Below are 25,903 nucleotides of genomic sequence, written 5' to 3' on the forward strand. Positions count from 1 at the left end.
TACAATAATAAATCCTAACGTTGATTTAGCCCTGCAATAGCAGGGCTTTTTTGTTTAAACCATTGCGTGTTATGGTAGTTCTAAGTGTTAAAACAGGGATTAAAAATGGACTTACGATTAATTTTAAATGGCAAAAAAGCGGCTGATGAGCAGCTTCGTGAAGCAATTAGTCAATTTCGAGCCAGTCAGTCTCTTGCTGTGCGTGTTACCTATGAAGGGGGTGACATTGAGCGCTTTATTAATGAGGCCGCTGACGAAGGCGTGAAACGTGTTGTTGTGGCTGGTGGCGATGGCACTGTTAATGAAGCCGTAAATGCATTAATGAAAATGGAAAAATCACAGCGTTTAGAGCTTGCTATTTTACCTATGGGCACGGCAAATGATTTTGCCACAGCCGCTAAGATTCCTGACGGGTACTTGCCAGCACTTGAACTTGCTGCAAATGGTCAGCCGCATGCTATTGATACAGTTGAGGTTGATAAGCGTTATTTTGTAAACGTAGCCAGTGCTGGCTTTGGGGCAAAAATTACCGCAACCACACCACCTGCACTGAAAAATTTACTCGGTGGTGGCGCATATACCTTGGCAGGGCTTGTTCAAGCGCTGAGTTTTGTACCTTACAGTGGCGAGCTTACCCTCCCTGATGGTGAACGAACTTCGGGCGATATTATTGCTGCTGCCGTTTGTAACGGCCGCCAAGCGGGTGGTGGTCAGCAACTTTCACCACATGCATACATAAACGATGGCTTGGTTGATTTAGTGGCGTTTACATCATTTGCAATTTCAGATGTACCAGCGGTTATAGAAGAGCTCAGCAATTATCCTAATTCATCACAACAGTGGGTAAAACGTTTTCAAGTGCCATGGCTTGAATGGCAAACACAAACAGAAATGCCAATAAACTTAGATGGCGAGCCAATCACTTCAAAACAACAACGTTTTGAAGTGCATGCTGGTGCGCTTAACTTAGTGCTGCCAGACGCTTGTCCGCTAATACGATGATGAAAAATTTTGATGTTACTCGGTTTGCGCTGGTTTTGCTTTGGCCGCAATGCTAGATTATCCCTGTAAAAATTAAACTCTCACGCAATGGACTTTAATTTTTAACAGTTTAGGTAATTGGAATGAATCAAACAGTGGAACAAACAATGAGAAAAGTAGGATTAGTCGGGTGGCGGGGCATGGTTGGCTCTGTGTTATTAGATCGTATGCAACAAGAAAATGATTTTTCTAAAATCGACACCACTTTTTTCACCACCTCACAAACCGGTCAATTAGGTCCTGATCTTGCGGGTCCTGCTAAACCGCTTTTAGATGCTAATGATATCGCTGAGCTTGCGAAGATGGACATTATTGTCACTTGCCAAGGCGGTGACTATACCAAAGCCGTTTACCCGCAATTACGCGAATCAGGTTGGCAAGGTTACTGGATTGACGCAGCATCGGCACTGCGTATGAGTGACGATAGCATTATTGTTCTTGATCCAGTCAATAAAGACGTGATTGATCAAGGCTTAGAGCAAGGTGTTAAAACCTATGTGGGTGGTAACTGTACTGTATCATTAATGCTGCTAGCGCTAGGCGGTTTATTTGAACAAGACTTGATTGAGTGGGTTAGCCCAATGACATATCAAGCCGCTTCAGGTGCTGGTGCACGCAACATGAAAGAGTTAATTGCGCAAATGGGTGCAATTCACGAAACAGTGGCAGACAAACTTGCTGATCCTAATGCTGCGATTCTTGAAATTGATAAATTAGTTACCGAAAAAATTGCCTCAAGCGATTTACCACAAGATCAGTTTGGTGTGCCTTTAGCCGGTAGCCTTATCCCTTGGATTGATGTACCAATGCCAAGCGGTCAGAGTAAAGAAGAGTGGAAAGCGCAAGTTGAAGCGAACAAAATTTTAGGTAGCAGCCAGCAGCCTATCCCTGTTGATGGTTTATGTGTGCGCATTGGTGCAATGCGTTGTCATTCGCAAGCAATGACAATTAAGCTACGCAAAGATATTAGCGTTGAGAAAATTGAAGAGATCCTTGCCTCTCACAACGAGTGGGTGAAAGTGATCCCGAATGATCGTGACATTACTGCAACAGACTTAACACCTGTAAAAGTAACCGGCACCTTGTCTATTCCGGTAGGTCGTATTCGTAAATTAGCGATGGGCCCTGAATATATCAGTGCGTTTACGGTTGGTGACCAACTGTTATGGGGTGCAGCAGAGCCACTTCGTCGCATGTTACGCATTATTGTTGATGGCCAACATTAATTACACATTTCAATATTAAGGCTAGCAGTTTGCTGGCCTTTTTTAGCACTAAAGGAAAGTAATGCACACCCCCAATAAATGGAAAATGACACCAGAGCGAGTGTCGCAGTTTATCAAAAACTACAGCTTTGCATTGATGGTTGATAGTGAGTTTGAGGCAACACATTTGCCTTTAGTTTATAAACCTGATGAAGGCGAGTTGGGCACTTTATATGGTCATGTGTCACGAGCGAATCGTCATGGCAAAAGCTTGCAAGATACGCGTGTATTAGTGGTTTTTAATGGCCCGCATAGTTATATTTCACCCACTTGGTATGCAGAAAAACCTGCTGTATCGACTTGGAACTACGCTGCGGTTCATGCCATGGGGAAAGTAGAGTACCTCGATGATGACAACACCTTAGCATGCCTCGATGAGCTAATTAGCCAATACGAGCCGAGTATTTTAAACGACACTAGTTTGTTGCCAGCCGATTACCAAGCAAAGTTACTACGTGGCATAGTGGGTATTAAAATTGAACTTGACTCAATTCAGGCAAAAGAGAAGTTAGGCCAGCATAAATCGGATGAAGATCAACAAGGTGTTGTAACAGGGTTAAAAGCAGATAAACACCCAGATGCTCAGGCTTTACTTAGCTATATGCTTAAATATGGGGTAGGGATAGGCAATTTAGACGCTAGCTGATTTATCGATTCAGTAACACTTACTACGCTAAGTTGTTTTAATACTATCTAAACTGCACTGCTGTTTATTAAATTAAGAGAAGAATAGGCAGCAATTTTGCTTCCTGCAAATGCTGCCAATTGGTTGGAAACCGCTAAGTCCATTGTTGTTAAAATCGTGTTAATCACAATATTTAAAGTTAGTACATTACAAGTTTGTGTCAATATAAAGTGTAGGTACATATCAATTCTTATTGCTTATTTTATTAATCTATCAATGGTGGTTTAGTTGTATTGAATATAAGTTAAATAGCTTGCTGAAAGTTAAGTGATTAACTATATTTTCGTAAGTACCTAGCTGAGAACTCTCCATGAACATTTCTAAAAAATTAAAGTTATCTTTTGCGTCGGCCATTGCGCTTCCTCTTATAATTATTGCCGTTTTAGTCATTACTCAATTAAGACAGCAGGCATTAGATAATTTCGCTGAACTAAGTGAACGAGAGGCGAGACAAGTCGATAACGGCATTAGTATGTTTTTTGACGAAATAGAGAAAAACGTCGATTATCTTGCTTCTCATTCCGCTATTTTAGACGCCGAGCAAGGCGTTAAAACCCACATGCAATCGCCTAATTCAGTGAAACTTGATCACGTCAATGGCAGTAACACAGAAAAAACCGCTTTTAACTTATTTGATCATTTTGGCAAAACCCATCCAGGCCTTGCTTACATCTACATGGGGAACGAGCAAGGTGGTTATATTCAATGGCCAGAGGGTGAAGTGACAGCAAATTATGACCCAAGAGTTAGGCCTTGGTATAAAACGGGTAAAGCAGCAAATGGTAAAACAGTAAGAACCAATGCCTATTATTGGGCGGCGGATGATATGGTTATAGTGTCCACAGTAAAAGCCATTAAACAAGCTGGTGAGTTTATTGGCGTACAGGGCATGGACGTCTCTTTGCAGGGCCTTACAGATATTATTGCTAACATTAAACTTGGTGAAACCGGCTATCTAATGCTGATTGAAGATAGCGGCAATGTGCTGGTTGATGTTAAAAATGCTGATTATCGGTTTAAACAATTAAGCCAGATTGATAATGGTAAATACAAACAGCTTGCCAATAACAATCATGGTCAGTTTGAAATAGACATTAATGGCAAAGATTACTTGGCTAATATTTATACTTCGCAAAAGCTAGACTGGAAATTTATCGGTCTAGTTGAAAAATCTGAAGTAATGAGTGCAGCAAACGCAACGACTATTACCATTTTAGTCATCAGTGCAATTCTGATTGCTGTATTCATTCTTGTTGCTAGCTATATTTCTAAATTAATTTCTGCACCAATTGTTGAGGTAAGTGATGGCCTTACGGAGATATCCCAAGGTGGAGGTGATTTAACTAAGCGTTTAGTTATTAAAACACGCGATGAAACAGCAAAACTAGCAAACAGCTTTAATTTATTTTTAAACTTGATATCGGACTTGGTTAAGCAAATTAATGACTGCGCACAGAATGTTAGTGAGACTTCTGCACACACCTCGTCACAAGCTTCTCAATTATCGGGTTCAACATCTCAACAACAGCAAGCTCTTGAAATGGCGGCAACAGCTATTAATGAAATGGCGGCAACAGCAAATGAGGTTTCTGCCAGTTGTGCAAATGCAGCCGAACTTGCTTCGCAAACTCAACAAGCCTCTGAACTTGGACAAAGTGTTATTACTGAGACGGTTGATAGCGTTGTATCTTTGTCAGAAGTGATCACCAAAGCAACTCAAGATATAAACCAACTCGATGCTGAAAGTGAAAATATCATGTCGATTCTCAGTGTTATACGTGGCATTGCTGAACAAACTAATTTATTAGCGCTAAATGCTGCTATTGAGGCTGCACGTGCCGGTGACCATGGTCGAGGATTTGCTGTTGTTGCAGACGAGGTCCGAGCGCTATCGCAAAGAACATCAGAGTCAACAGAAGAAATAGCAAGTCAACTCGATACGTTGCGCAAGATGTCTGATCAGGTGTCTAAAGAAATGACAACCAGCTTGAACCGCACAAATAAAACAGTTGAGTTGGCGCATTCTGCACAGCAGCAATTTAGCGAAATTACTGCTTCAATCGTTAATATAAGTGATTTAAACACACAAATAGCGACCGCAGCCGAAGAACAACAGCACGTAGCTGAAGATATTAATCGTAATGTTGTAGAAATTAAAAACGCCGCTGACGATGTTAGTGATATTGCACAGGGAGCGCGTGAAAATGGCGAGCGGTTGAATCAGCTATCTCATCTACTTACCGACCTAGTCGGTAAGTTTAAGGTGTAGTTAAAATTGGGTCAAAATGCATTTTCTATATCAGGAACAGATTTTCTGTTCCTTTTTTATTGGAATTTGTTGATTTAATGGTAATTAAGGTTTAGTTTTTGTAATAATATAACTAAAAGATAAGTTACGCATGAAAGGAAAAACATTAAAGACAAACAATAATAAACAAACTATCTATATAGTTTTTATCATGGTTTTTTTTATCTTTTCCTTTCACCTCATTGTTAGTTATCTACAACTAAATTACCAAAAACAGTTTGCCAATTCTTTATTATTAAAAGCAGAAAGCATATCGAGTGATTTAGCGGCTTCGATGCGAGATGTTTCTGCTATATCCCCGAGTCAGTGTGATGCAACGACAATAAACGAACTTCGTATAATTCTTTCAAAATATGAATACACCCATGATTTAGGATTGATTTTTGATGATAGGGTTTTGTGTTCAGCTAACTGGGGATTATTAGACGCTCCTTTTTTACTTGAAGGGGGTTTTTATCATTCACCTTCTGGTTATCAATTTGCTGCTAAAGTTGGTGGTATTTTCCCTGTTCCGGCTAAATATGACATTACAAAAAAAGATAACGTTATTGCTTTTACTATCAATCAGCCATTTAAGAGTTTTGATCATTTAGATAAGGGGTTTTCTTATAAAATTGTGTCAAAAAATAAGCAGCATACTTTTCATAATTACTCGTCGCAGTACCAATTAAAAAACAATACTTTTTTGAAATCTCAGGTATTAGAAATATGTAGTAAAAAGTTTCAATACTGTGTTGAAACAACGAATAATCGTCCTGGATTACTTTATTTACCTCTGTACGTATCTGCATTACTTATTTGTTTGATCGGGTTAGTCAGCTTTTTAATTGCTTACTCTATTATTTCATTTTTAGATAAGAATCATTCAATCGAGTTTAGGCTGCGTAAGGCCATTCAAAGCGGCGATTTATATTTAGAGTATCAACCAATTATTGAATTAAAAAATTGTAAAATTGTCGGTGTTGAGAGCTTGGTTAGGTGGAAAGACGCGGTTCATGGAAACGTATCACCTGAACTATTTTTAAGTATTGCAGAGCAGTTAAGTTTGTACTCAAAGTTGGCATATGACTCGGTTAAACGTGCATTTATAGAGCTTTCCCCGATTTTGCATCGTGACCCAGAATTCACAGTTGCCATTAATGTAAATGCTTATGAAATTAAGACTCCAGAATATTTAGACCGCTTGAATAAGCTTTGTGATAGGTATCAGATAAAACCTCAGCAAGTTAAAATTGAAATAACGGAGCGTATAGGTTTGCCTCTAAATGAGTTATCTGATTTTGCGACAAGGGCAAAAGATTTTGGCTTCGTCATAGCACTTGATGATTTTGGAACCGGGGTATCTAACCTTGTTTGGCTGACAGAGATTAACTTCGATATCATTAAAATTGATAAAATACTTACCCAATCGATCACAGATGAATTCAAAAAGGATATGGTATTAGCCATCATGTCTCTGGTTTCAAATCTAAATCGTCTGGTCATTTTTGAAGGTGTTGAGACCGTTGAAGAATACAGCTTTATAAAAGAATATAATTCTGATCATCAAGTCCAAGGTTGGTACTTTTATAAATCTTTATCATTAACCGAACTACATAAAGTACTTGATGATAAAAAAGGATTACAGTGAAAATAGAAAGTGTGAACTCTGATGATTATCCAGAGCTACTTGATGTGTGGGAAAACTCAGTACGAGCGACCCATGATTTTATAACAGAAGACGATATAGCCTTTTTTAAGCCAATTATTATTGAGCAAGCTTTTCCCAACGTAACTTTAAAGTGCATTAAGAGTGAACATAAAACAATTTTAGGCTTCGTTGGTGTACACGATAGCAAAATAGAAATGCTGTTCATTTTAGATGCCGCAAGAGGTAAGGGGGTTGGTAAAGCACTTCTGAACTATGCAATTGAGCAATTAGCTGCCAACAAAGTGGATGTAAATGAGCAAAACCCACTTGCAGTTGGGTTTTATCAGCACATGGGTTTTAAAGTTGCCTCACGTTCCCCTTTAGATGATATGGGCAAGCCTTTTCCAATATTGCATATGAGACTTAAAACACCCTGTGAGTCTAATCTATAAGACATAGATAGAATGAACACACTATGTGTTACAGCTTGTATTGCTAGGTATTTGGCGGAGTTGCTATACCATTATGTGGCATGTTTCCAATTTGTTTAATATTAACTTATTGAAATTGAATGTACTTAAAATAAAGAGACTTTAGAACTAAGGTAAGCTGTATTTTATAGTTAAAATTCACTGTTCAAAACAAGACTAATTTGTTAGTTTAAGGTTGTTGTCCCGATACCTGAGTTTTGTGTGAAATCAGTTTTCTCTATGTTGATTTGTGTATTACTACTCCAGCCTTTGCTGGACAGTTTTGATGTTGCAGATCACAACACTGCATTTAATTACACATCAGTACTTTTGTTAGAGGAAGTCGATCTTGAAACTCATTGCGCTGCTAATGGCGATCATCAACTACACCAATCTGAGCATGCTGAACTTGCAACAAAATTAGCTGACTCTGCCGAGAAAGGCCATTGTCATGTTTGTCATAGTCCAGCTTTTGTTGAATCATTAGCATTTTCAAAGCCGATATCAGCGTATTTTACTAAGATTGAGTCATTGAGTGTCGATTTTCAATCTGCCGATTTAACACCCATTCATCGCCCACCAATAACATCTCTTACATAACACTAACCTTTTATATTCGCTTTCGAGCTTAGTCTAATTTAAGTAAGAGTAACTATATGTATTTAAGTAATTTTATACGTTACGCACTGCTGTGCGTAAGTCTTGTGTATCAAAAAAATAATCATCAGAATATTGTTTTAGCAGAGCCTTTGTCAGTTTGCAGAACAGTGCAAATTTATTTAAGTTTAATCTCTAAACTAGATAATAAAACTACCGCCAATTTAAGAATTTACAGTAATCAATTTCCAGTAGGTGTAACAAAAGAAATTGATAGTATTAATCAGCTGATATTTATTATTGCAACACAGCTCGCAAAAGACGGACTTGATCCGCATGACTTGCAGAGGTGACGCATGTTTAATCTATCAATAGCAGCGATGAATAAAAACGGCTGTATTTTGCTTTTGGTTTTACTGGCGGGAACTGCACTGTGCACCTTGTTGGCGTTCAAATATAATTTTGAGTCAATTACTGACCTAGTCAACATGCATGAATCGCCGAGGCCAGCAAATGAAGATAATCGGCCTTTGCGTAAAAAACCAATCAAAAATGCTGTATATGTAATTTCTCAGGTAAACCAAATACGCTTTATTTTTAAAGCGGGGAGCTCGGTGCTTTCTAAATTAGTAAAAGATAAAGGTGGTATATCATTGATTTTTAGGGATAGCTATAAGCTTGGTCATGTTCATAGCTATTTACAACTAAACGAATCAGATACAAACAATCACATTAAAAAGTGGCTTGGAATCAATAAAAGAAGCAACAATTTGCTTCTTGTTTTAAGTAACCTAACAGACCTAGTGTTATTTGCTAAGCAAGAAGGGCTGCCTCAGGTTAAGGATAAGAGGCGCGAACCTTCTAAAATACTTGAACCATGCAGTTATGGTTTTAAATATGGTAATAATATTAAGGAAAAAAGTATAGCAGGCCTAATGGGCTTTCCCCCTTATATTTCTGTTCTTCTTATTTGCTTGCTTACTATTATCAGTTTCTTATTTATATATTCTTTAATTTCATACTTAGATTTGCGACGTTCAATAGAGTTCAGATTAAAAAGGGCAATTAGAAAAAGGGAAATATACCTTGAGTATCAACCAATAGTAGATGTTAAGACTAATAAAATTACTAGCGTTGAAAGTTTAGTGCGCTGGAAAGACTCTATTCATGGGCAAGTCTCACCTGAGCAATTTTTGGAACTCGCTGAGCAATTATCTCTTTATCCTATATTAGCAAAGCAATGTTTGACAAAAATGATTGCAGAGCTGGCTCAGCTTATGAACACTGATCGTCTTTTTTCAGTAGCGATAAATGTCAATAGCTATGAAATACAAGATCCTGAGTTCTTGGACTATTTGCATCAGTTATGTTGCAAGCATAAAGTAAATCATGAGCAAATAAGAATAGAGATCACTGAACGAATTGGCCTGCCTTTGCAAGAGATCTCTTGTTTTGCCTTAAAAGCCAAAACTTATGGCTTTAAAATAGCATTAGATGACTTTGGTACTGGAGTGTCTAACCTTCTCTGGCTAACAGAGATCAACTTTGATGTGATAAAAATTGACAAGGTGTTCATACAGTCAATCATGGATGATGAAAAGCAAAATATGATTGTAGCTATCATATCACTGGTAACTAATTTAAATCGAATCGTTATTTTTGAAGGTGTAGAGACTGTTGAACAATATAGTTTCATTAGGAAATATAATAAAGGGTACTTGGTTCAGGGTTGGTACTTTTATAAATCTTTATCATTAGCAGAGCTTCTAAGCGAGCTCAATAATCAGCAAGGTAAGCACGAAAATACACAATGTTGGGCTTCACTAAATACTTAGTTGTTGATCATACAGGATAAAACCTTACGCCCGATATGGATTTTGGGCGTGTATCTAAAATGTTCATTTTGTAAAATTAACCTGCAATTATGCTCCTGCTTCTTATGTTTAACTCAATAATTTGTTACAGCTTATCTTTTGCTTAATTAGCTGTACGCGATATGCTGAAGCAACGAATAAAGCATTACATTGGAGTGACTAATGAATCTCAATCAGGTGACGTTGCCTGTAAAGGATATGAACGAAGCGGTGGCTTTTTACTTAACACTGGGAATGATTCAGATTGTGGATACCCCGCATTACGCACGCTTTCAATGTCCAGATGGTGATGCCACATTTTCGTTGTCATTAGAAACTGAAGAGTTTAGTAATGATGCGGTCATTTATTTTGAACATGAGCAGCTCGATGAGTTTTACGCAAGCCTTGTTGAAAAAGGCATTAGTTTTGAACAGCCACCAACCGCCCAGCGCTATTTATGGACGGAAGCAATTCTAAAAGACCCATCAGGGAATAAAATTAAATTGTATTGGGCAGGAGAGAACCGCTTAAACCCACCATGGAAGGTAGAAAAACGAGGATAAAAAAGGCGCTAAGGTCTTGCCCCTAGCGCCTAATATCTAAAAGCTATTATCTAAAAAGTAAGCTCTAAAAACCTTAATGCTTTTCTTTCAGTAATTGTTTTAGTTCGGCCATTTCAGCTTGTAGCTGAGCAATTTGTCCTTTGGTTGCAGGCATGTCGGCATCAGATGTTTGCTCTTCGCGGGCGTTCCGATGCTCTTCAGACATAACTTCTAAAATTGCACCAACCATCATGTTTAAAAATACAAAGGCTGTTAAGAAGATGAACGTTAAGTAGAAAATCCAGCTGAGCTCATACACAGCCATAGTTTCATACATAACATCAGTCCAATCTTCAAACGTGGCAATTCTGAACAGGGTGAGCATAGAAATAGATACATCGCCCCATAATACCGGGTTAATATCAGCAAATAACATGCTACCCATAGCGGCATAAATATAGAAGATCACAAACATGAGTAGGGCGATATAGCCCATTTGTGGAATGGCTTTTAAAAGCGAGTTAACCAGCAGTCTAAGCTCTGGGATCATTGATACAAGTCGCAACACGCGGAAAATACGCAGTAATCGAGCGATAAAAATTGTTGAACCAGCTGCAGGGTAAAGGCTACCAACTACGATTATGAAATCGAAAATGTTCCAACCTTTGCTGAAGAAATCTTTAAAGCCCCGGCTTGCAATAAAGCGGATCACTAGCTCAACTAAAAAGAAAACCGTGATGCCTAAGTCCATCCAATGTAAGGCAAGCTCTGCCGTTGGATGAAGTGAATAGGTGTGTGCCCCGACTGTTAATGCCGAAATAACAATAACAGCAATAACAAATGATTGAAAAATTTTACTTTTATCGATACGCTGAAACAGCTGTTGTAACTGCGACAACATCATATAGAACCCTTTGGTAATAATATTAAAACCCACGCAATATACAGGAAAATGCAGCACCAATGTATAACTACATAAAGGAAATTAAATGTTTTTTAATGCTTTAAAATTGGCCGTAATCGCGACTGTTGCTGTGTGTTTATCAGCGTGTAGCTCAGATGCCCGTTATCATGAAATTCAATCGGCACGTTTAAGTGAATGCAATTATATGGCTGATAAAGAGTATCACGAGTGTGTAAAGCGCCAGCAGGACAGTTACGAAGAGTTTAAAAAACAACAAGCAGAACATGACTAAAACTGAAAAACGTCAAGACAAAGCAATTCGAGTTGCGTTAACACAAGCGTGTGAACTAGCAAAAGATCAGGTACATGAATTCTCATGGTTAACTCATACTGCTGATCTAAAAAAGCTACCGCAATCACTAAAAGTAAGTTGTTATTGTAAAGAACTGCCGTTAACCGCTGAGCAAACCCAGTTAATTACCAATCTAATTATCAAAGAATTGAGCGCTGTAGATTTAGCTATTAATGCAAAAGCAATTTCATTTTTAAAGGAATAATGATGAATTTAACCTCAAAAAAGTTAGTTACTCTAAATTTAGCACTGGCTGTGCTATGTGTTGGGTTCGGTGTCTATAGTGTGCAATCAGGCCCACATACTCTTGTATCTTATAACGGGTTTATATTTGCAATCGGTTTTATGGTGCAGGCCTATCGCTCAACAGAAAAATTCGCAGCCAAAACAGCCCTTAGTAAAACACTCACGACAACAGACACAAGCCTAACGGTTAAGCAGGTTTATTATGGCGATAAAGAAGAGACACTTGAATTAAGCCGTATTACCCAACTGAAAGTTGCTGATAACTATTTAGCCGTCATATTAGATGGCAACGGCCAAGGTTACGACTTTCAAATTAAAGGCAAGGCTGATGCTATCATTAAACGCTTAAATGAGATATTGCCAAAGGAGCTGCTTAAAAACAGCCCAATCAAACAGGTTTAATTTGGTAAGCCAGCCGCAAATAGCTATAATCTGCAAAAATTATTGAAAGAGATATTGCAATGGCAGTGCCTACGCGTTCACAAATTTCAATTGGCTGCGAAGTCAACATTGTATTAAAACAAGATCAACGAACAGGTCAGTTAACTCAAGGCGTGGTGTCACGTATTTTAACTAAATCACCGAATCACCCGCATGGCATTAAAGTTCAACTTGATGATGGTCAAGTAGGGCGCGTGAAAGAGATTTTATCATGAGTGTTTTAAGCGAAAGTGAATTTTGGCAACTCGTGACCGCCGAAGATAAAACTGCTGAGCCTGAGTCTGTTTGTAATGCATTAAAAGCAAAGCTGACTGATTTATCTGACGAACAGCTGATGGAATTTGATAAGCAGTTTAACCTACGTATGCGCAAAGCCTATACCTGGGACTTATTTGGTGCCGCTTATGTAATGGCCGGTTGTAATGACGATTATGGTTTCTCTGAGTTTTTATGTTGGCTTATTTCACGTGGTGAACAGGCGTTTTTAAAGGCGCTTGAAAACCCAGACTCAATTGCAGAGTGTACGCCGGTTTATCATTTAAACGAACAGCCTTACCCGTATTTAGATGAATACGATTTAATTGCCGGTATGCTTTACGAAGAACGTAATGACGACGAGTTACCTTTTATTCCATCAGGTCTTGAGCAACCAAAAGGTAAACGCTTTAAAGATAAAGCCAAGTATTTAAAACAAACCTATCCAAATTTATATGCCAAATATTGGCAACAACCGAGTTAATTAAAAGCACCTTCATGGTGCTTTTTTTATGCTCTGTAAGCTACTAACTTAGGGTAAAAGGTTACATAAAAAGAGCTAAGAAATTTATTAGTACCCAAATTAACTAAATTTATGTTATCTTATTCTTGCTAAAACTAGTTTAGTTAATGTTATAAATCAGTGAGCTAACAAATAATAGTAGCTTACTAAAACACAATTCAAAGGAAATGACAGTGTCAGAAAACGTATATCAAGCCCCAGAATCAAATGTAGTATCAACTTCAACAGAAACAACAAGCCTTAGTGTAAAAGAAATACTATTTTCTTTTAACGGCCGCATTCCTCGCAAAACCTATTGGTTTTCAGTACTAGGAATGATTGCTGCTTCATTCGTTTTAATGTTTATTGCCGCATTGCTTTCGGGTGGTAGCGAATCAGCTATTTCTATAATTATGCTTATCTTATATGTGCCACTTATATGGTGTTCGCTAGCTATTCAAATTAAACGCTGGCATGACCGTAATAAATCAGGCTGGTGGGTACTAATTGGTTTTGTTCCTGTAATCGGTGGGATCTGGGCACTCATAGAAAATGGTTTCCTAGCAGGTGATGCAGGTGAGAACCGTTTTGGAAAACCAACAGTATAATACTTATTTGTTGTGTGTTCTTTTAAAGAACACACAACGCGTTTAATAGGCTATTATGAAAAATCTAACGGTAGTGCAAATTTCACGGTTTATTATTAGCTTTACTTGGCTTTACCATGGCCTTTTCCCAAAAATTATCCATATCTCTCCACTTGAACAACGGATGACAGCCAGTTTTGGTTTTAATGCCGAAATATCAATGCTCATAACACGAGCTGCTGGGGTTGGTGAAATCATCTTTGCGGTGTTGTTTTTTATTTTCTATCGTTCAATTTTAATCAATATAGTCAATATTTTATCTTTAATAGGTTTAATACTGTTTGTAGCTTTTTTACAACCAGCACTATTGATTGAAGCATTCAATCCGGTGACTACAAATCTTGCGCTGATCGCGTTTAGTACTGTACTAATAATCGAGCTCAAGAATAGCGAAACTAGCAATAAGTAAATTAAACACCATAGCAGTCTTTGATTTCTTTGATCATGGCGCTTGCAAGTGGTGAATTGGCATTTGTTTTAGAGGTTATTAATACAACAGGAATATCGTAGTGATATTTGTTTGGTTGAATAGCTTTAAAAATGCCTTTATCAACCCAGAACTGAGCATAGTGGTCGGGTAAATAACCAATAAATTCACCCGATAAAATCAAATGTGCGATACCTTCATCATGGTAGGCTACCGCACTATTTTGGTAGTTTAAGCCATCGTTTCTACTTTCTTTATCGCGCATGTAGTTACTGGTAATAACTTCGGCTTCTTTTATAAGCTCATTGATTTGTTTGTCTTCACACTCAAACAGTGGGTGACCGACTGCGCAATACAAAAAGTTAGTTTCGTTATGTAGGGCAGTGTAATCTAATCCGCGAATATGATGACGGCTAACACCAATACCCACTAATGAACGGCCATTGGCTACTGCGGTTTCTACCTCACGGGCTTCACAGACGTTAATATCAAACTGAATGTTTTTACCTTTGCCTTTTAACCTTGCAATTGCGCGGGGAATGGCGCAGCGAGGGTCACTTACCATGGTATCTATCATAGCAATACTTAAACGCCCCGATAGCTCGTTTTTAGAGCTTGCGACGGTATTAGCAAAGGCTTCGCATTGCTGAAGCAGTTCAATTGATGCTTGGTAGGTAATAGCACCTGCATCTGTAATTTCAAAACCACTGCGGCCACGTTTACATAATTTAATGCCAAGCCTTACTTCTAAATCTGATAAATGCGCACTGATCGTTGAGCGGCCAATATTCAAACGTGACTCTGCGGCTGAAAGCCCGCCACACTCAACAATTGCTACAAAAACACGCAATAATCGTAGGTCTACATCATGAACTTGCATAGTGGCTCTTTTAGTTCGATAAATCTGGAATGAATAACGATAATTATGCATTTGTAAAACAACTAGAGCAAGCTAGACTGCCAATAATTAAAACTTAATCCTGTTTTTTAGGAGTTATAAATGACATTTAAGTATGGTGTTGACCAATTAACGATAGATAACGTTAATGCGATTGCAGCCGGTACGTTACAGGCAGAGCTTTGCCAAGAAGCCATTGATAAAATAAATAAAAGCCGCCAAAACGTAGATAAAATGGCTGCCTCAGATAAAGCCATTTATGGTATCAATACGGGCTTTGGTCCACTGTGTGATACACAAATTTCTCCACAAGAAACAAACCTATTACAAAAGAACTTATTGATCACACACGCTGTTGGTGTGGGTGAGCCAATAGCTAAGCCTATTTCAAAGTTAATGCTAATCACCAAAGTACATGCATTAAGCCAAGGTTTTTCAGGTATTCGTTTAACTGTTGTTGAGCGTATGCTTAAGTTTATTGAACTAGATATTATCCCGGTTGTACCAGAGCAAGGCTCAGTTGGCGCATCGGGTGACTTAGCACCATTATCACACCTATTTTTACCGCTTTTGGGTGAAGGCGAGTTCTGGGTAAACGACACAATCAAACCCGCGGCAGAGGTATTAAAAGAGCATGGCTTAGAGCCACTTGATCTGCACGCTAAAGAAGGTCTTGCGTTAATCAACGGTACTCAGTTTATTTTATCGCACGCCATTACAGCGCTTACTAAAATGCGTTACTTATTAGACCTTGCAGATATTGCAGGCGCTATGAGCATTGAAGGTATGCAAGGTAGCCAATCACCGTTCCGAGAAGAGTTACACGCAATTCGAGCTTTTAAAGGCAACGTTGAAGTTGCCGCGCGTATGCGTAGCTTTTTTGCTAATTCTGAGAATATGGCCTCACATACCAATTGTGATCGTGTACAAGACCCTTATTCACTGCGTTGTATTCCTCAAGTTCATGGTGCGTCACGCAATGCGTATTACCACTTAAAAGAGCTTGCAGAGATAGAAATGAACTCAGTGACTGATAACCCAATTGTTATTAGTGAGGAAGAAGCGATTTCGGGTGGTGGTTTTCATGGTCAACCATTAGCTATGGCTTTAGATTATGCATCTATAGCTGCGGCTGAGCTTGGTAACATTGCTGATCGTCGTTGTTACTTATTGCTTGAGGGTTTACACGGCTTACCACGCTTATTAACCACATCGGGTGGCTTAAATTCAGGCATGATGATCCCGCAATATGTAACCGCTGCTCTGGTTACAGAAAATAAGTCATTGTGTTTCCCACCATCAGCAGACAGCGTACCAACATCAATGGGCCAAGAAGATCACGTATCTATGGGGAGTATCTCTGGTCGTAAGTTAAACCAGATTTTAGGCAACCTAGATAAAATCTTTGCTATTGAGTTGATGTATGCCGCACAAGCAATCGAATTTAGACGTCCTAACAAGTGCTCAGACATTATTGAAGAAAACTTTGCATTAATTCGCAGTAAAGTTGCCAAACTAGAAGAAGACCGCTTACTTAAGCCAGACATTGATGCCATGGTTGCAATTGTTAAATCACAAGCGTTCACAGTAAATTTAGGGAGCAAATAATGACTTTTCAAGAACAAATTAAGCAAGGTATTCCAAGCGTATTGCCAGAGCCAAAACCGTATCCAAGTGATGCAAACCGTGCTCCAAAACGTAAAGACATTTTATCGGCTGATGAAAAGCAATTAGCGATTCGTAACGCATTGCGTTATTTCCCTAAAGAATGGCACAAAGAATTAGCCGCTGAATTTGCCGCTGAGCTTAAGCAATTTGGCCGTATTTACATGTATCGTTTTAAGCCTAACTATGAACTTAAAGCGCGCTCAATCAGCGATTATCCGGCTAAATGTGAGCAAGCTGCCGCTATCATGTTAATGATCGACAACAACCTTGATCCCGCAGTAGCACAGCACCCAGAAGAGCTTATCACTTACGGTGGTAACGGTGCGGTATTCCAAAACTGGGCGCAGTACTTATTAACCATGAAGTACTTAAGCGAAATGGAAGAAGATCAAACGCTTCATATGTATTCTGGTCACCCTATGGGATTATTCCCATCATCAGTAGAAGCACCGCGCGTGGTTGTGACTAACGGTATGATGATCCCGAACTATTCAAAACCGGATGATTGGGAAAAATTCAATGCACTGGGTGTAACTCAATACGGTCAAATGACTGCGGGTTCATTTATGTATATTGGCCCACAAGGTATTGTTCACGGAACAACTATTACGGTAATGAATGCATTCCGTAAAGTGCTTGAAAAAGGCGAATCACCAAAAGGTAAGATCTTCTTAACTGCTGGTTTAGGTGGTATGAGTGGTGCGCAGCCTAAAGCGGGTAACATTGCTAACTGTATAACCGTATGTGCTGAGGTTAACCCTAAGGCGGCTATTAAGCGTCACCAACAAGGTTGGGTTGATGAGCTAATCGATAACATGCCAGAGCTTGTTGAGCGTGTACGTACGGCTCAGCAAAATGAAGAAGTAGTTTCAATTGCCTTTATCGGGAACGTGGTTGATGTATGGGAAAGCTTCTTAGCAGAAGATATTTTCATTCACTTAGGTTCAGACCAAACTTCACTTCATAACCCATGGTCAGGCGGTTACTACCCGGTTGATATCAGCTATGAAGAGTCAAATCGTTTAATTCGTGAAGAGCCAGAAGTATTTAAAGAAAAAGTACAAGCGACACTTAAACGCCATGCTGATGCTGTTAACAAGCACACGGCAAAAGGCACTTACTTCTTTGATTACGGTAATGCGTTCTTGTTAGAAGCATCACGCGCTGGTGGCGATGTAATGGCCGACAATGGTATTGATTTTAAATACCCATCGTACGTACAAGATATTCTTGGCCCGATGTGTTTTGACTACGGCTTTGGCCCGTTCCGCTGGGTATGTACCTCAGGTAAACCAGAAGATCTTGATAAAACAGATGCCATTGCTGCAGATGTTTTAAATAAAATCATGGCGGAGTCGCCTGAAGAGATCCAACAGCAAATGCAAGACAACATCACTTGGATTAAAGATGCGAAGCAAAACAAACTCGTTGTTGGCTCGCAAGCTCGTATTCTATATGCAGACGCACAAGGCCGAGCTGAAATCGCTAAAGCCTTTAATGATGCCATTAACCGTGGCGAGATAGGGCCAGTTGTACTTGGGCGTGACCACCATGACGTAAGTGGTACGGACTCACCTTTCCGTGAAACATCAAACATTTATGATGGTAGCCGCTTCACAGCAGACATGGCGATTCACAATGTAATTGGTGATGGTTTCCGTGGTGCTACTTGGGTATCTATCCACAATGGTGGCGGTGTTGGCTGGGGCGAAGTGATCAACGGTGGTTTTGGTATGCTACTAGACGGTAGTGAAGCTGCCGAGCGTCGTTTGAAATCTATGCTATTATTTGATGTAAACAACGGTATTGCTCGTCGTAGTTGGGCGCGTAACGAAGAAGCTAATTTTGCGATTAAACGTGAAATGGCTCGTACCCCTAAACTTAAAGTGACCTTGTCTAATAACGTTGATGATGACGTTTTATCAAACTTAGATTTCTAATTTTGCATAAAATACTAAACCAGCTCGTTTTTGATTAAAAACGGGCTGGTTATAGTGTTTGCAGTAATGCTTTATCAACTGCCTTTAACAAAGAAGACTTTGTGGAAGGTTTGGTAATGTAGGCAGTTAAGCCAAGGGTTGCCCACTTGCGAATGATCTCTTTATTTTTGTTGGCACTAATTGCAACAATTGGCAGGTTTTTGCAATTTGGGATACTGCGTAAGTTTTTAGTTGTGTTATACCCATCTAAATTAGGCATGAATAAATCTAGTAACACGAGTGAAAAGCGCTGTTTTTTCAGTTTTTTTATTGCATCTAGCCCGCTTTCAACACTGACGACCTGATATCCCTCTCCAATCAAAATCCTCGATACCATTTCCCTGTAAAATTCGTTGTCTTCTACCACCATAATTTTTATATCGCTCTTTTTTTGTGGCGTCTCAGAGAGGGTACTATGCTGTTCTGATGGAATGGGAGAAGGTTTATCTTTCATTTCAGCAGTTTTATTTTTTGTTTCTTGAACGGTTTCAGCTGTGTCAGAATTATCTTTTTCATTTAATAACGCAGCAAGTTCAGCAAGAGAAAAGCGTCTTTCTTGTAACCTCTTTTTAAGCTCCTCAGCTACTTTTTCAAGCTGAGACTCTAAAGAGTCGATTAACGGTGACAGGTGCTCTTTTTGTAGGTCTTGTAGTAATTGGTCTTGTAAGACATTTATACCCTTATGATTATTCAGCTTTTCACGGGCATTATTTAAAGTCTCAGTGGCTTGACTGCGATAACTAGCAGCTTCATCAATTAAGTTTTTTAAATCGTCGTCAATTTTACCAAAGTGTTCATCTCTGAGTTTATTGACTTCAGTTTGGCTTTGAGTTCGTTTTAGCGCGTTATGTAAAATCATCTTAAAGCGATAATTTTCGTACATAGGTTTATAAACAAAGTAATCAGAAAAAATACCCTTAATACAACATTTAAAAGCGATCCCTGACTCTTTATTTTCGCATAGTAGAATATTTTCGTGCGGATAATTTAATAATCCAGACTCAGCAAGTAATTTATAACTTTCAATGCTTTTTGAGACACTCTCTCTGGCAAGAATAATGAGCTTTGGCTCTGTGGTAGCGATAACCTCTTCAGCATCTTTATGGCTTGTTAGTGTTCTAAATTCATCAACTTGAGAAGAAAGTACTTCTACTGCACCAGCTAACTCTGTAGGTTTGTCACATAAAATGATAACTTTTGGTCTTCTTTGCGCGTGGTCGACTTTTATTTGCATTGATAGTGGCTCATTTACTAGTCGTTTTATAAAGAATTTGAGTAAGTAACTTCTTTATTTTGCTGAAATAGTTGTAAAAACTCAGTTTGAGTGCATGGCTTAAAGTAATAAAACCCCTGAATTGACTTAACACCAAGGTTTTTTATCAATAGAAGATCTTCAAACTTCTCAACACCTTCGGCTACAATATCTAAACCGAGTTTATGGGCGATTTCACAGGTACTTACTACTATTGCTTTTTTACTTGGATCTTCGGCACTTCCGTTGACAAAACAGCGATCAATTTTGAGTTCATCAAAGGGAAGCTCATTAAGTTGCTTCATTGAAGAATAGCCTGTTCCAAAATCATCAATTGATAATTTAAAGCCTTTTAGTTTAAACCGTAAAAGAACATCCAACGAAGAACGTATATTGTTAATAATATTACTTTCCGTTAGCTCTAGGGTGATCTGTGAAGTGGGCATGGAAGCATCGGTGCATATGCGCTCAAGTTTTTCAGGAAGACTAACATCACTGAGTTCATTGGCACTAATATTAATACTAAATTGAAGGTTCGATAATAAGGTTCTGTTGATAGACCAAAATTCTACAGTTTGTTTTAAGAGTTGCTTGGTGAGCTCAGCTGTATGATTTGCACTTTCTAGTGTCTCAATAAAGTAGAATGGTGAAACAATACCATTTTGTGGGTGATTCCATCTCGCAAGCGTCTCAACACCAATAATCTTCTCAGTTCTACTACATACTTTAGGCTGGAAGTAAGCGATATATTCGTGTTTATAAAGTGCGTTGATTATCTCTTCACTTGGATAAGTGATATCTTTCTTTTGTGAAGGGGGAGCTTTATTAAACTGACATAGTGCTTTATATAACTCTGCCAACTTACTAACTGATAATGGTTTTTCAATGCATGATATAATATTCAAGCCGTGCAGGGAGGCGAGTGAAGCGGCATTTTTAAGAAAAAGGCTGTTCTCACCACTTAATAGAGCTAACGGTTGCTGAAGGTTTAACTCGCTTAGCTTTCTTAGCATTTCTACACCATCAATAGAAGGCATATTCATGTCTAATAAGATTAGAGAAGCTTGATGGATCTCGGGGCTTGATAAAGCCTTATAACCGCAATCAAAACCAATGAATTTACACGGTGTTTGATTAGAAATTAGAAACTCTAATTGCGTTAATACAAGTTGACTATCGTCGATGGCTAGAATCAAAGGAGGTTGCTCCAACATACGTTCTACCCTTGGGTGTCTTAATTAGTATTAATTAGTATAGATGTAATTTCATCTTGTGCACTCCTGAACAGCATTTTACACTGCTTAATTAACATTTCGATTTCTTGTAATGATCCTTTCTGACTCACCTCTTCTAATTCTTGAAGTGTGTCAGCTAGTTGGTTGCTCCCTACCGTTTTAGCAGAAGTTTTTAGCTGATGGGCAATATCTTTAATATTATTAGGCTCATCAAGATTCAACTGGTTAATTAGCTTCTCTGAGTCGCTAACAAATTTCTCTAGAAACAATTTTTGTAGGCTTTTATCTGTTCCTACATAGTTTTCTAGCACGTCTAATTGTATAAAAGGAGCTTTGTTTCTAGACTCAGTTTGTAACTTGCTAATTTGAGATGCTTGATCTTCCTTCTCAATTGGTTGTGTCGATTTACCATTTAACCAACGTTTTAATTTTTTATTCAATTCTTGCAGTAATATTGGCTTCGCTAAATAGTCATTCATGCCACACGCCAAGCAAATTTGCTCTTCGCCATCTAAAGCATTAGCAGTTGCGGCGATAATTGGTAATGCAGGCAGGTTATTTTGCTTTTCAATGATGCGCCTTTGTTTTGTGAACTCATAACCATCCATCACTGGCATATGGCAATCAGAAATAATTAGCGCAAAATCAAATTGCTCTAGCAATTGCAGTGCTATTTTGCCGTTGTCTGCAATGACGCATTGAAAGCCCAGAGTTGCTAACTGGCGTTTAAATAAGTCTTGATTATAAACATTGTCTTCAACAACAAGTATTAGCTCTTGCAAGCGCTCAGCCTCTTTAATACTTGGTAGTGACATTGCTGAGTTTAAGCTTCGGGAGTCTTCATTTTCTTTAGCGATGATATTTTCTAATTGTGCTATGTGTGTACTCACCTTTGAGGCATAGTATGGGTATAAAGGCAGACTAGAGATATTAACATTGCTTGGTTTAGGTAATTTATCTTGGTTATTATCAAGTAAGATATAATGGCAACGACTACCATCTATGAATACGTCTTTGCCTTCTGTAGTAAGCTGCTGGAAAGACTCTGCAGTGATAATAAGATAGTCATATCTTTGACTATCGACTAGTTGCGCATTGAATAATTCTCTTGGGATCACTTCGCAATTAGCTTGCAGTCTAGTGAGGTGAGCATTTAAGTCGGTTTCAAACTTATCTTCATCACCGACAACGGCAATTTTTATTTCTGTAAGCTTGAACGAAAAGTCTGCGACTTCTTGCTGCGCATTAAGTGGTAACTTTACAACAAACTGGCTACCAACACCTTCGAGACTTTGACAATCAATTTCACCCTGCATCATGCCAACCAGTTTGTTGGTGATAGATAACCCTAAACCTGTGCCGCCATATTGGCGCTGAATGCTGTTATCTGCTTGTTCAAAAGGTGTAAAAAGTTTATCTACTTGTTGATTCGACATGCCTTTACCATTGTCTTTTACACCGATTAAATAGAAGCCTGGCTGCTCACTTGGCGTTATAGACACTTCTATTAACCCAGATAAAGTCGCTGTTGTTTTAGTAAATTTAAGCGCATTTCCTACTAGGTTAAGTAAAATTTGTCTTAGCCTTACAGGGTCACCTAGCTGTTTAATTGCTAATTCAGAAGAAAAGTAAAAGGCTAACTTTAATTTTTTATTATTAGCTTGGTAGGCCAGCAGCTCAGCTAACTCTTTAATTATGTCTAGCCAATCAAATGCTAAGTATTCTAATTGCATTTTACCCGCTTCAATTTTAGAAAAGTCTAAAATATCATTGATTATACGAAGTAAAATTAATGCTGAGCTTTTCGCTACATGTGCTAAATGTTGTTGTTCAGGGTCTAAATGTGACTCACCCAACATATCCAACATTCCAATTACGCCATTCATAGGTGTCCTAATTTCATGGCTCATGGTTGCTAAGAAACGTGATTTAGCTTCACTTGCTAATTCTGCATTCACTTTAGCAGCTTGTAACTCTTTAGCTGAATTTATATTACTGGTTATATTCGTTTGGTAAATTAAGGTGTATTTTCCCGAATCAGTGGCAATATTCTTTAATAAGATTTCAAACCAATACTCAAAAGAGTCAACGAGATACTTGCATTTTAATTCGCAGCAATATTCTTCTGCTGCAGAACTGCTATGTAACATATCTAGTAATTCATCTTTTTCAACTAAAGGTAAATTTTTAATAATATTTAGTACGTTATCTCCTTTTGATATTTCAACCCCCATGAATGTAGCTGTATTAACTTGGCTCGTAACAAGCGGATCAGGGTAAAGGTTTTTCATCGTAATTTCTTGCTCACTATTAAGCATAATTATCGAAGCCGGAAAAGCATTTATTGCTTCTTGTAGCAGCTTCTCTGTAGAGCGTTTAATTGTCAGTAGTTTTTGTGTCTCTTTTCTTTCTTTTTCAGCTTCACTCATTTTGTTAAGAGCTTCTTTGCGAGCTGAGTCTAATTCAAGCTGGATCCTTTTTTGTTTTTCGGACTCGTAAACTTGAGTCGTTGTCTCTTTTACAACACCAACTAATGTGTATGTTTGAGAGCTTTCTTTGAAGCGTATTTTTGAAACAAGGTTGAAGTGTCTTGTTTGACGTTCTGCAAGCGTTAACTGTAACTCAGAGGTTTGCATTAAATTTTGGTTTTTTAATTGGTTAATAATTTTGTTTCGCTGAGTTTGATCAAAACGCTTTAGGATAGCTTTTATTTTTACGAATTCAGTATCTAAAGGAAGATTGAATAAGTTTCTAAATCCTTCAGATGTATTTACCCATTTTGTCTCTATGTCTACTTCAAAACTGCCAATAGAAGCGAGCTGTTCGGAAGCACTCATAAATAGCTGTCTTGTTTTTATATTGTCTTGTGCGAGTATTGCTTGTTTTCTATTTTTTTGTTGTGACTTATTACTTACATATAGGATTAGTAGAAATAAGAAAAACAACGAACTAACTTGCCAGATAAATTTACTTTGAATGGTAGATAAAAACGCATTTTTATTTTTTGAGCTTTCATATGAGTAGCTCCCTAAATTTAGCTCTTGATCCCATACATATGCACTGAGTAGCTCTGATTTATCATATTGATTAGAATTGTTGTTTATCAGGCTTTTAAATGAAAGTAAGTCGTCTTCTACAAAGTAACCAGCTCTGGGCATATTTTCTAATGTGATTATTTTCTCTCGCGCTTTAGCTATCAAATGGTTAAGACTCACCTCATAGACTATGAGTGTATTAGTTAATCCACTTTGCGAGATTTTTAAACCTGCGATGAGGTAAATAACACCATTTGCAGGTGTCTCAATTGCTTTTGAAATAATTCGACCTTCATTGATAGCTTCACGCTCAGATTGGATGATACTTTGCAGGTTCATACTATTTAGAAATTGAAGATCACGGGGCTCATCTAGATCCATATCGTTAAAATCTAGATGATTTTGATGTTGTATGGAGGAAAGTGCGCTCAACATTTGATTGGCTTTCTGCTTTTGCCAAAGTTGGTCAAATGTATAGATATTATCTATCGCTTGAAGGTTTAGGTTTCTTAATATCTCAATGTTTGATTGATATTTTAAAAGTTTTTGACTTGCATAGTGTTCAACAAACAAAACAGAGGTTATTCCCACAAAGGTAATAATAAGTTGAATTGTGGTTGCAGTACTGTAGTTTAAACGCTTGTCCTTGCTTAGCGATAATAGCCGAATAATCATACATATTGAAGCAACACATAATATCCCGCCAATAACGGCAAAGCAAAGTGCAAGCAAAGTCTTTTCTTCACCTTGCGTCTTCAATTTTTGTGCACTCAACCGCATTTCAGAGATGATGGTATTACTGTGTTCTATAAGCTCATTCAAATAAGCTGTACTGATATCCCACCATTCAAACTTGGTGATTTTTCCAGTTGCTTTGCCTTGAGATAGTGAGTTGATTAAATTTTCTATTAATAGCTTGTTTTGATTATTGTAGATATTAGCATCTTGGTCATTAAATAAATTTTTAATCAATGAATTATGTTGAGAATGAAGATTAAGTGCTTCTCGTAAGACTACTAATTTAACTTGTTCATCTTCAGATGTTATGTATCTTGCAACTTTTGCTCTGAGCTGCCCACCTAATTCAATTGCTCTTAGTAAAGTGTATAAATCTAACGCTTCAAGGTTATTATCATTACTTTGGCGAATAAAAAACTGCTGCTCGGCTTCAACAATTCGTACTTTTTTTAATAGCAGGGTAATTAAAACCGAGTAGCTTTTAAAAATACTTTCTTTGCTTTTACTTGCTAGTTGGTTTTCATTTCTAATAGACCTTATGTCATTTTCAACTTGCGTCGCAAACTCCTTAAAATAATCTGACTGATCGGCCGCTTTCACATCATCAATGCTAAAATTAGTTGCCTTGATATAGGTGTTAAGTCGCTCTAAATAATTCTTTTCACCCTTTAACCCAGTTGACATTCCGCGTTCACGTTGCAGGGAAAAAATAAGGTTATTTACTTTAGCTAGCCCTTCAAGGTTGACAATGTATTGATTAAGGCTTTTGTTAAAGACCTTTTGTTGGTTGTACTCGTTAATTTCGACATAAAAGAGTGATATGCCAATAATTGATAAAAGAAAGTACAGAATGAACTTAATAAAATAATTCACATCAGGTCCTAACAAAAACGGTTAATGGAAACTATAGTTTATTAATACAATCTGTCTAA

24 protein-coding genes are annotated in these 25,903 nt (G+C 38.0%); 19 read left to right on the top strand and 5 right to left on the bottom strand.

The features are described 5' to 3' along the window. The first annotated feature begins 105 nt into the window (after positions 1–105). The 10 genes from yegS (at position 106) to E5N72_RS17855 (ending at position 10,413) form a co-directional block, all read left to right on the top strand. Positions 106–1,002 (top strand): lipid kinase YegS, encoded by an 897-nt coding sequence (gene yegS, locus E5N72_RS17810; RefSeq protein WP_135926460.1) that lies wholly within the window; start codon positions 106–108, stop codon positions 1,000–1,002. A gap of 122 nt (positions 1,003–1,124) precedes the next feature. Next, complete coding sequence (asd, locus tag E5N72_RS17815; RefSeq protein WP_135926461.1) at positions 1,125–2,267, top strand: aspartate-semialdehyde dehydrogenase; 1,143 nt, start codon at positions 1,125–1,127, stop codon at positions 2,265–2,267. Between the two features lie 61 nt (positions 2,268–2,328). Further along, entirely contained in the window at positions 2,329–2,952 is a 624-nt protein-coding gene (locus tag E5N72_RS17820; RefSeq protein ID WP_135926462.1) for an FMN-binding negative transcriptional regulator, read from the top strand. A gap of 349 nt (positions 2,953–3,301) precedes the next feature. Continuing rightward, the gene (locus E5N72_RS17825) at positions 3,302–5,260 is read left to right on the top strand and encodes a methyl-accepting chemotaxis protein (protein ID WP_135926463.1); all 1,959 of its coding nucleotides are present in this window, start codon (positions 3,302–3,304) and stop codon (positions 5,258–5,260) included. Between the two features lie 130 nt (positions 5,261–5,390). Next, the gene (locus tag E5N72_RS17830; protein WP_135926464.1) at positions 5,391–6,929 is read left to right on the top strand and encodes an EAL domain-containing protein; all 1,539 of its coding nucleotides are present in this window, start codon (positions 5,391–5,393) and stop codon (positions 6,927–6,929) included. Beyond that, on the top strand, positions 6,926–7,381 hold the full coding sequence (locus E5N72_RS17835) for a GNAT family N-acetyltransferase (RefSeq protein ID WP_135926465.1): 456 nt from the start codon (positions 6,926–6,928) through the stop codon (positions 7,379–7,381). Before E5N72_RS17830 ends, E5N72_RS17835 begins: the two co-directional genes overlap by 4 nt. A 240-nt stretch (positions 7,382–7,621) precedes the next feature. Then, positions 7,622–7,999, top strand: a complete 378-nt coding sequence (locus E5N72_RS17840) for a hypothetical protein (RefSeq protein ID WP_135926466.1) — start codon at positions 7,622–7,624, stop codon at positions 7,997–7,999. Between the two features lie 56 nt (positions 8,000–8,055). Continuing rightward, on the top strand, positions 8,056–8,349 hold the full coding sequence (locus tag E5N72_RS17845; protein WP_135926467.1) for a hypothetical protein: 294 nt from the start codon (positions 8,056–8,058) through the stop codon (positions 8,347–8,349). A 3-nt stretch (positions 8,350–8,352) separates the two neighbouring features. After that, a complete protein-coding gene (locus E5N72_RS17850) occupies positions 8,353–9,831 on the top strand; it encodes an EAL domain-containing protein (RefSeq protein ID WP_135926468.1) in 1,479 nt (492 codons plus the stop codon). A gap of 201 nt (positions 9,832–10,032) precedes the next feature. After that, the gene (locus E5N72_RS17855) at positions 10,033–10,413 is read left to right on the top strand and encodes a VOC family protein (protein WP_135926469.1); all 381 of its coding nucleotides are present in this window, start codon (positions 10,033–10,035) and stop codon (positions 10,411–10,413) included. A gap of 73 nt (positions 10,414–10,486) precedes the next feature. Here E5N72_RS17855 and E5N72_RS17860 read toward each other — a convergent pair whose 3' ends face one another. Next, positions 10,487–11,293 (bottom strand): ion transporter, encoded by an 807-nt coding sequence (locus E5N72_RS17860; RefSeq protein ID WP_205994341.1) that lies wholly within the window; start codon positions 11,291–11,293, stop codon positions 10,487–10,489. 88 nt (positions 11,294–11,381) lie between these two features. Here E5N72_RS17860 and E5N72_RS17865 point away from each other — a divergent pair, with 88 nt between their 5' ends. The 7 genes from E5N72_RS17865 (at position 11,382) to E5N72_RS17895 (ending at position 14,148) form a co-directional block, all read left to right on the top strand. Further along, on the top strand, positions 11,382–11,588 hold the full coding sequence (locus E5N72_RS17865) for a hypothetical protein (protein WP_135926471.1): 207 nt from the start codon (positions 11,382–11,384) through the stop codon (positions 11,586–11,588). Then, positions 11,581–11,853, top strand: coding sequence for a hypothetical protein (locus E5N72_RS17870; protein ID WP_135926472.1), 273 nt, complete (start codon positions 11,581–11,583; stop codon positions 11,851–11,853). The genes E5N72_RS17865 and E5N72_RS17870 overlap by 8 nt, the downstream gene beginning before the upstream one ends. 2 nt (positions 11,854–11,855) lie before the next feature. Further along, a complete protein-coding gene (locus tag E5N72_RS17875; protein WP_135926473.1) occupies positions 11,856–12,296 on the top strand; it encodes a hypothetical protein in 441 nt (146 codons plus the stop codon). 59 nt (positions 12,297–12,355) lie between these two features. Further along, positions 12,356–12,550 (top strand): YwbE family protein, encoded by a 195-nt coding sequence (locus E5N72_RS17880; protein ID WP_036971837.1) that lies wholly within the window; start codon positions 12,356–12,358, stop codon positions 12,548–12,550. Continuing rightward, positions 12,547–13,074: a DUF4240 domain-containing protein gene (locus E5N72_RS17885; protein WP_135926474.1), complete on the top strand. Its 528-nt coding sequence runs from the start codon at positions 12,547–12,549 to the stop codon at positions 13,072–13,074. Before E5N72_RS17880 ends, E5N72_RS17885 begins: the two co-directional genes overlap by 4 nt. Positions 13,075–13,286: 212 nt before the next feature. After that, a complete protein-coding gene (locus E5N72_RS17890; RefSeq protein ID WP_199527695.1) occupies positions 13,287–13,700 on the top strand; it encodes a DUF805 domain-containing protein in 414 nt (137 codons plus the stop codon). Positions 13,701–13,755: 55 nt separating this feature from the next. Next, a complete protein-coding gene (locus E5N72_RS17895; RefSeq protein ID WP_135926476.1) occupies positions 13,756–14,148 on the top strand; it encodes a DoxX-like family protein in 393 nt (130 codons plus the stop codon). A 1-nt stretch (position 14,149) separates the two neighbouring features. Here E5N72_RS17895 and E5N72_RS17900 read toward each other — a convergent pair whose 3' ends face one another. Continuing rightward, positions 14,150–15,046: a LysR family transcriptional regulator gene (locus E5N72_RS17900; RefSeq protein WP_135926477.1), complete on the bottom strand. Its 897-nt coding sequence runs from the start codon at positions 15,044–15,046 to the stop codon at positions 14,150–14,152. A gap of 120 nt (positions 15,047–15,166) precedes the next feature. Between E5N72_RS17900 and hutH the strand changes: the two genes are divergently transcribed. Both hutH and E5N72_RS17910 read left to right on the top strand, forming a co-directional pair. Beyond that, positions 15,167–16,672 (top strand): histidine ammonia-lyase, encoded by a 1,506-nt coding sequence (gene hutH / locus E5N72_RS17905; RefSeq protein ID WP_135926478.1) that lies wholly within the window; start codon positions 15,167–15,169, stop codon positions 16,670–16,672. Next, a complete protein-coding gene (locus E5N72_RS17910) occupies positions 16,672–18,672 on the top strand; it encodes a urocanate hydratase (protein WP_135926479.1) in 2,001 nt (666 codons plus the stop codon). Before hutH ends, E5N72_RS17910 begins: the two co-directional genes overlap by 1 nt. Positions 18,673–18,721: 49 nt before the next feature. On the opposite strand, the gene E5N72_RS17915 is transcribed toward E5N72_RS17910, so the two are convergent. Genes E5N72_RS17915 through E5N72_RS17925 form a run of 3 tightly spaced genes read right to left on the bottom strand, consistent with a single transcriptional unit; the run spans position 18,722 to position 25,844 of the window. After that, positions 18,722–19,945, bottom strand: a complete 1,224-nt coding sequence (locus E5N72_RS17915; RefSeq protein ID WP_135926480.1) for a response regulator — start codon at positions 19,943–19,945, stop codon at positions 18,722–18,724. Positions 19,946–19,971: 26 nt separating this feature from the next. After that, positions 19,972–21,177: an EAL domain-containing response regulator gene (locus E5N72_RS17920; RefSeq protein ID WP_135926481.1), complete on the bottom strand. Its 1,206-nt coding sequence runs from the start codon at positions 21,175–21,177 to the stop codon at positions 19,972–19,974. Between the two features lie 20 nt (positions 21,178–21,197). Beyond that, positions 21,198–25,844, bottom strand: a complete 4,647-nt coding sequence (locus E5N72_RS17925; protein ID WP_135926482.1) for an ATP-binding protein — start codon at positions 25,842–25,844, stop codon at positions 21,198–21,200. Between the last annotated feature and the right edge of the window lie 59 nt (positions 25,845–25,903).

It is taken from the genome of Pseudoalteromonas sp. MEBiC 03607, assembly GCF_004792295.1.
In the GTDB taxonomy this organism is placed as follows: Bacteria; Pseudomonadota; Gammaproteobacteria; order Enterobacterales; family Alteromonadaceae; genus Pseudoalteromonas; species Pseudoalteromonas lipolytica_C.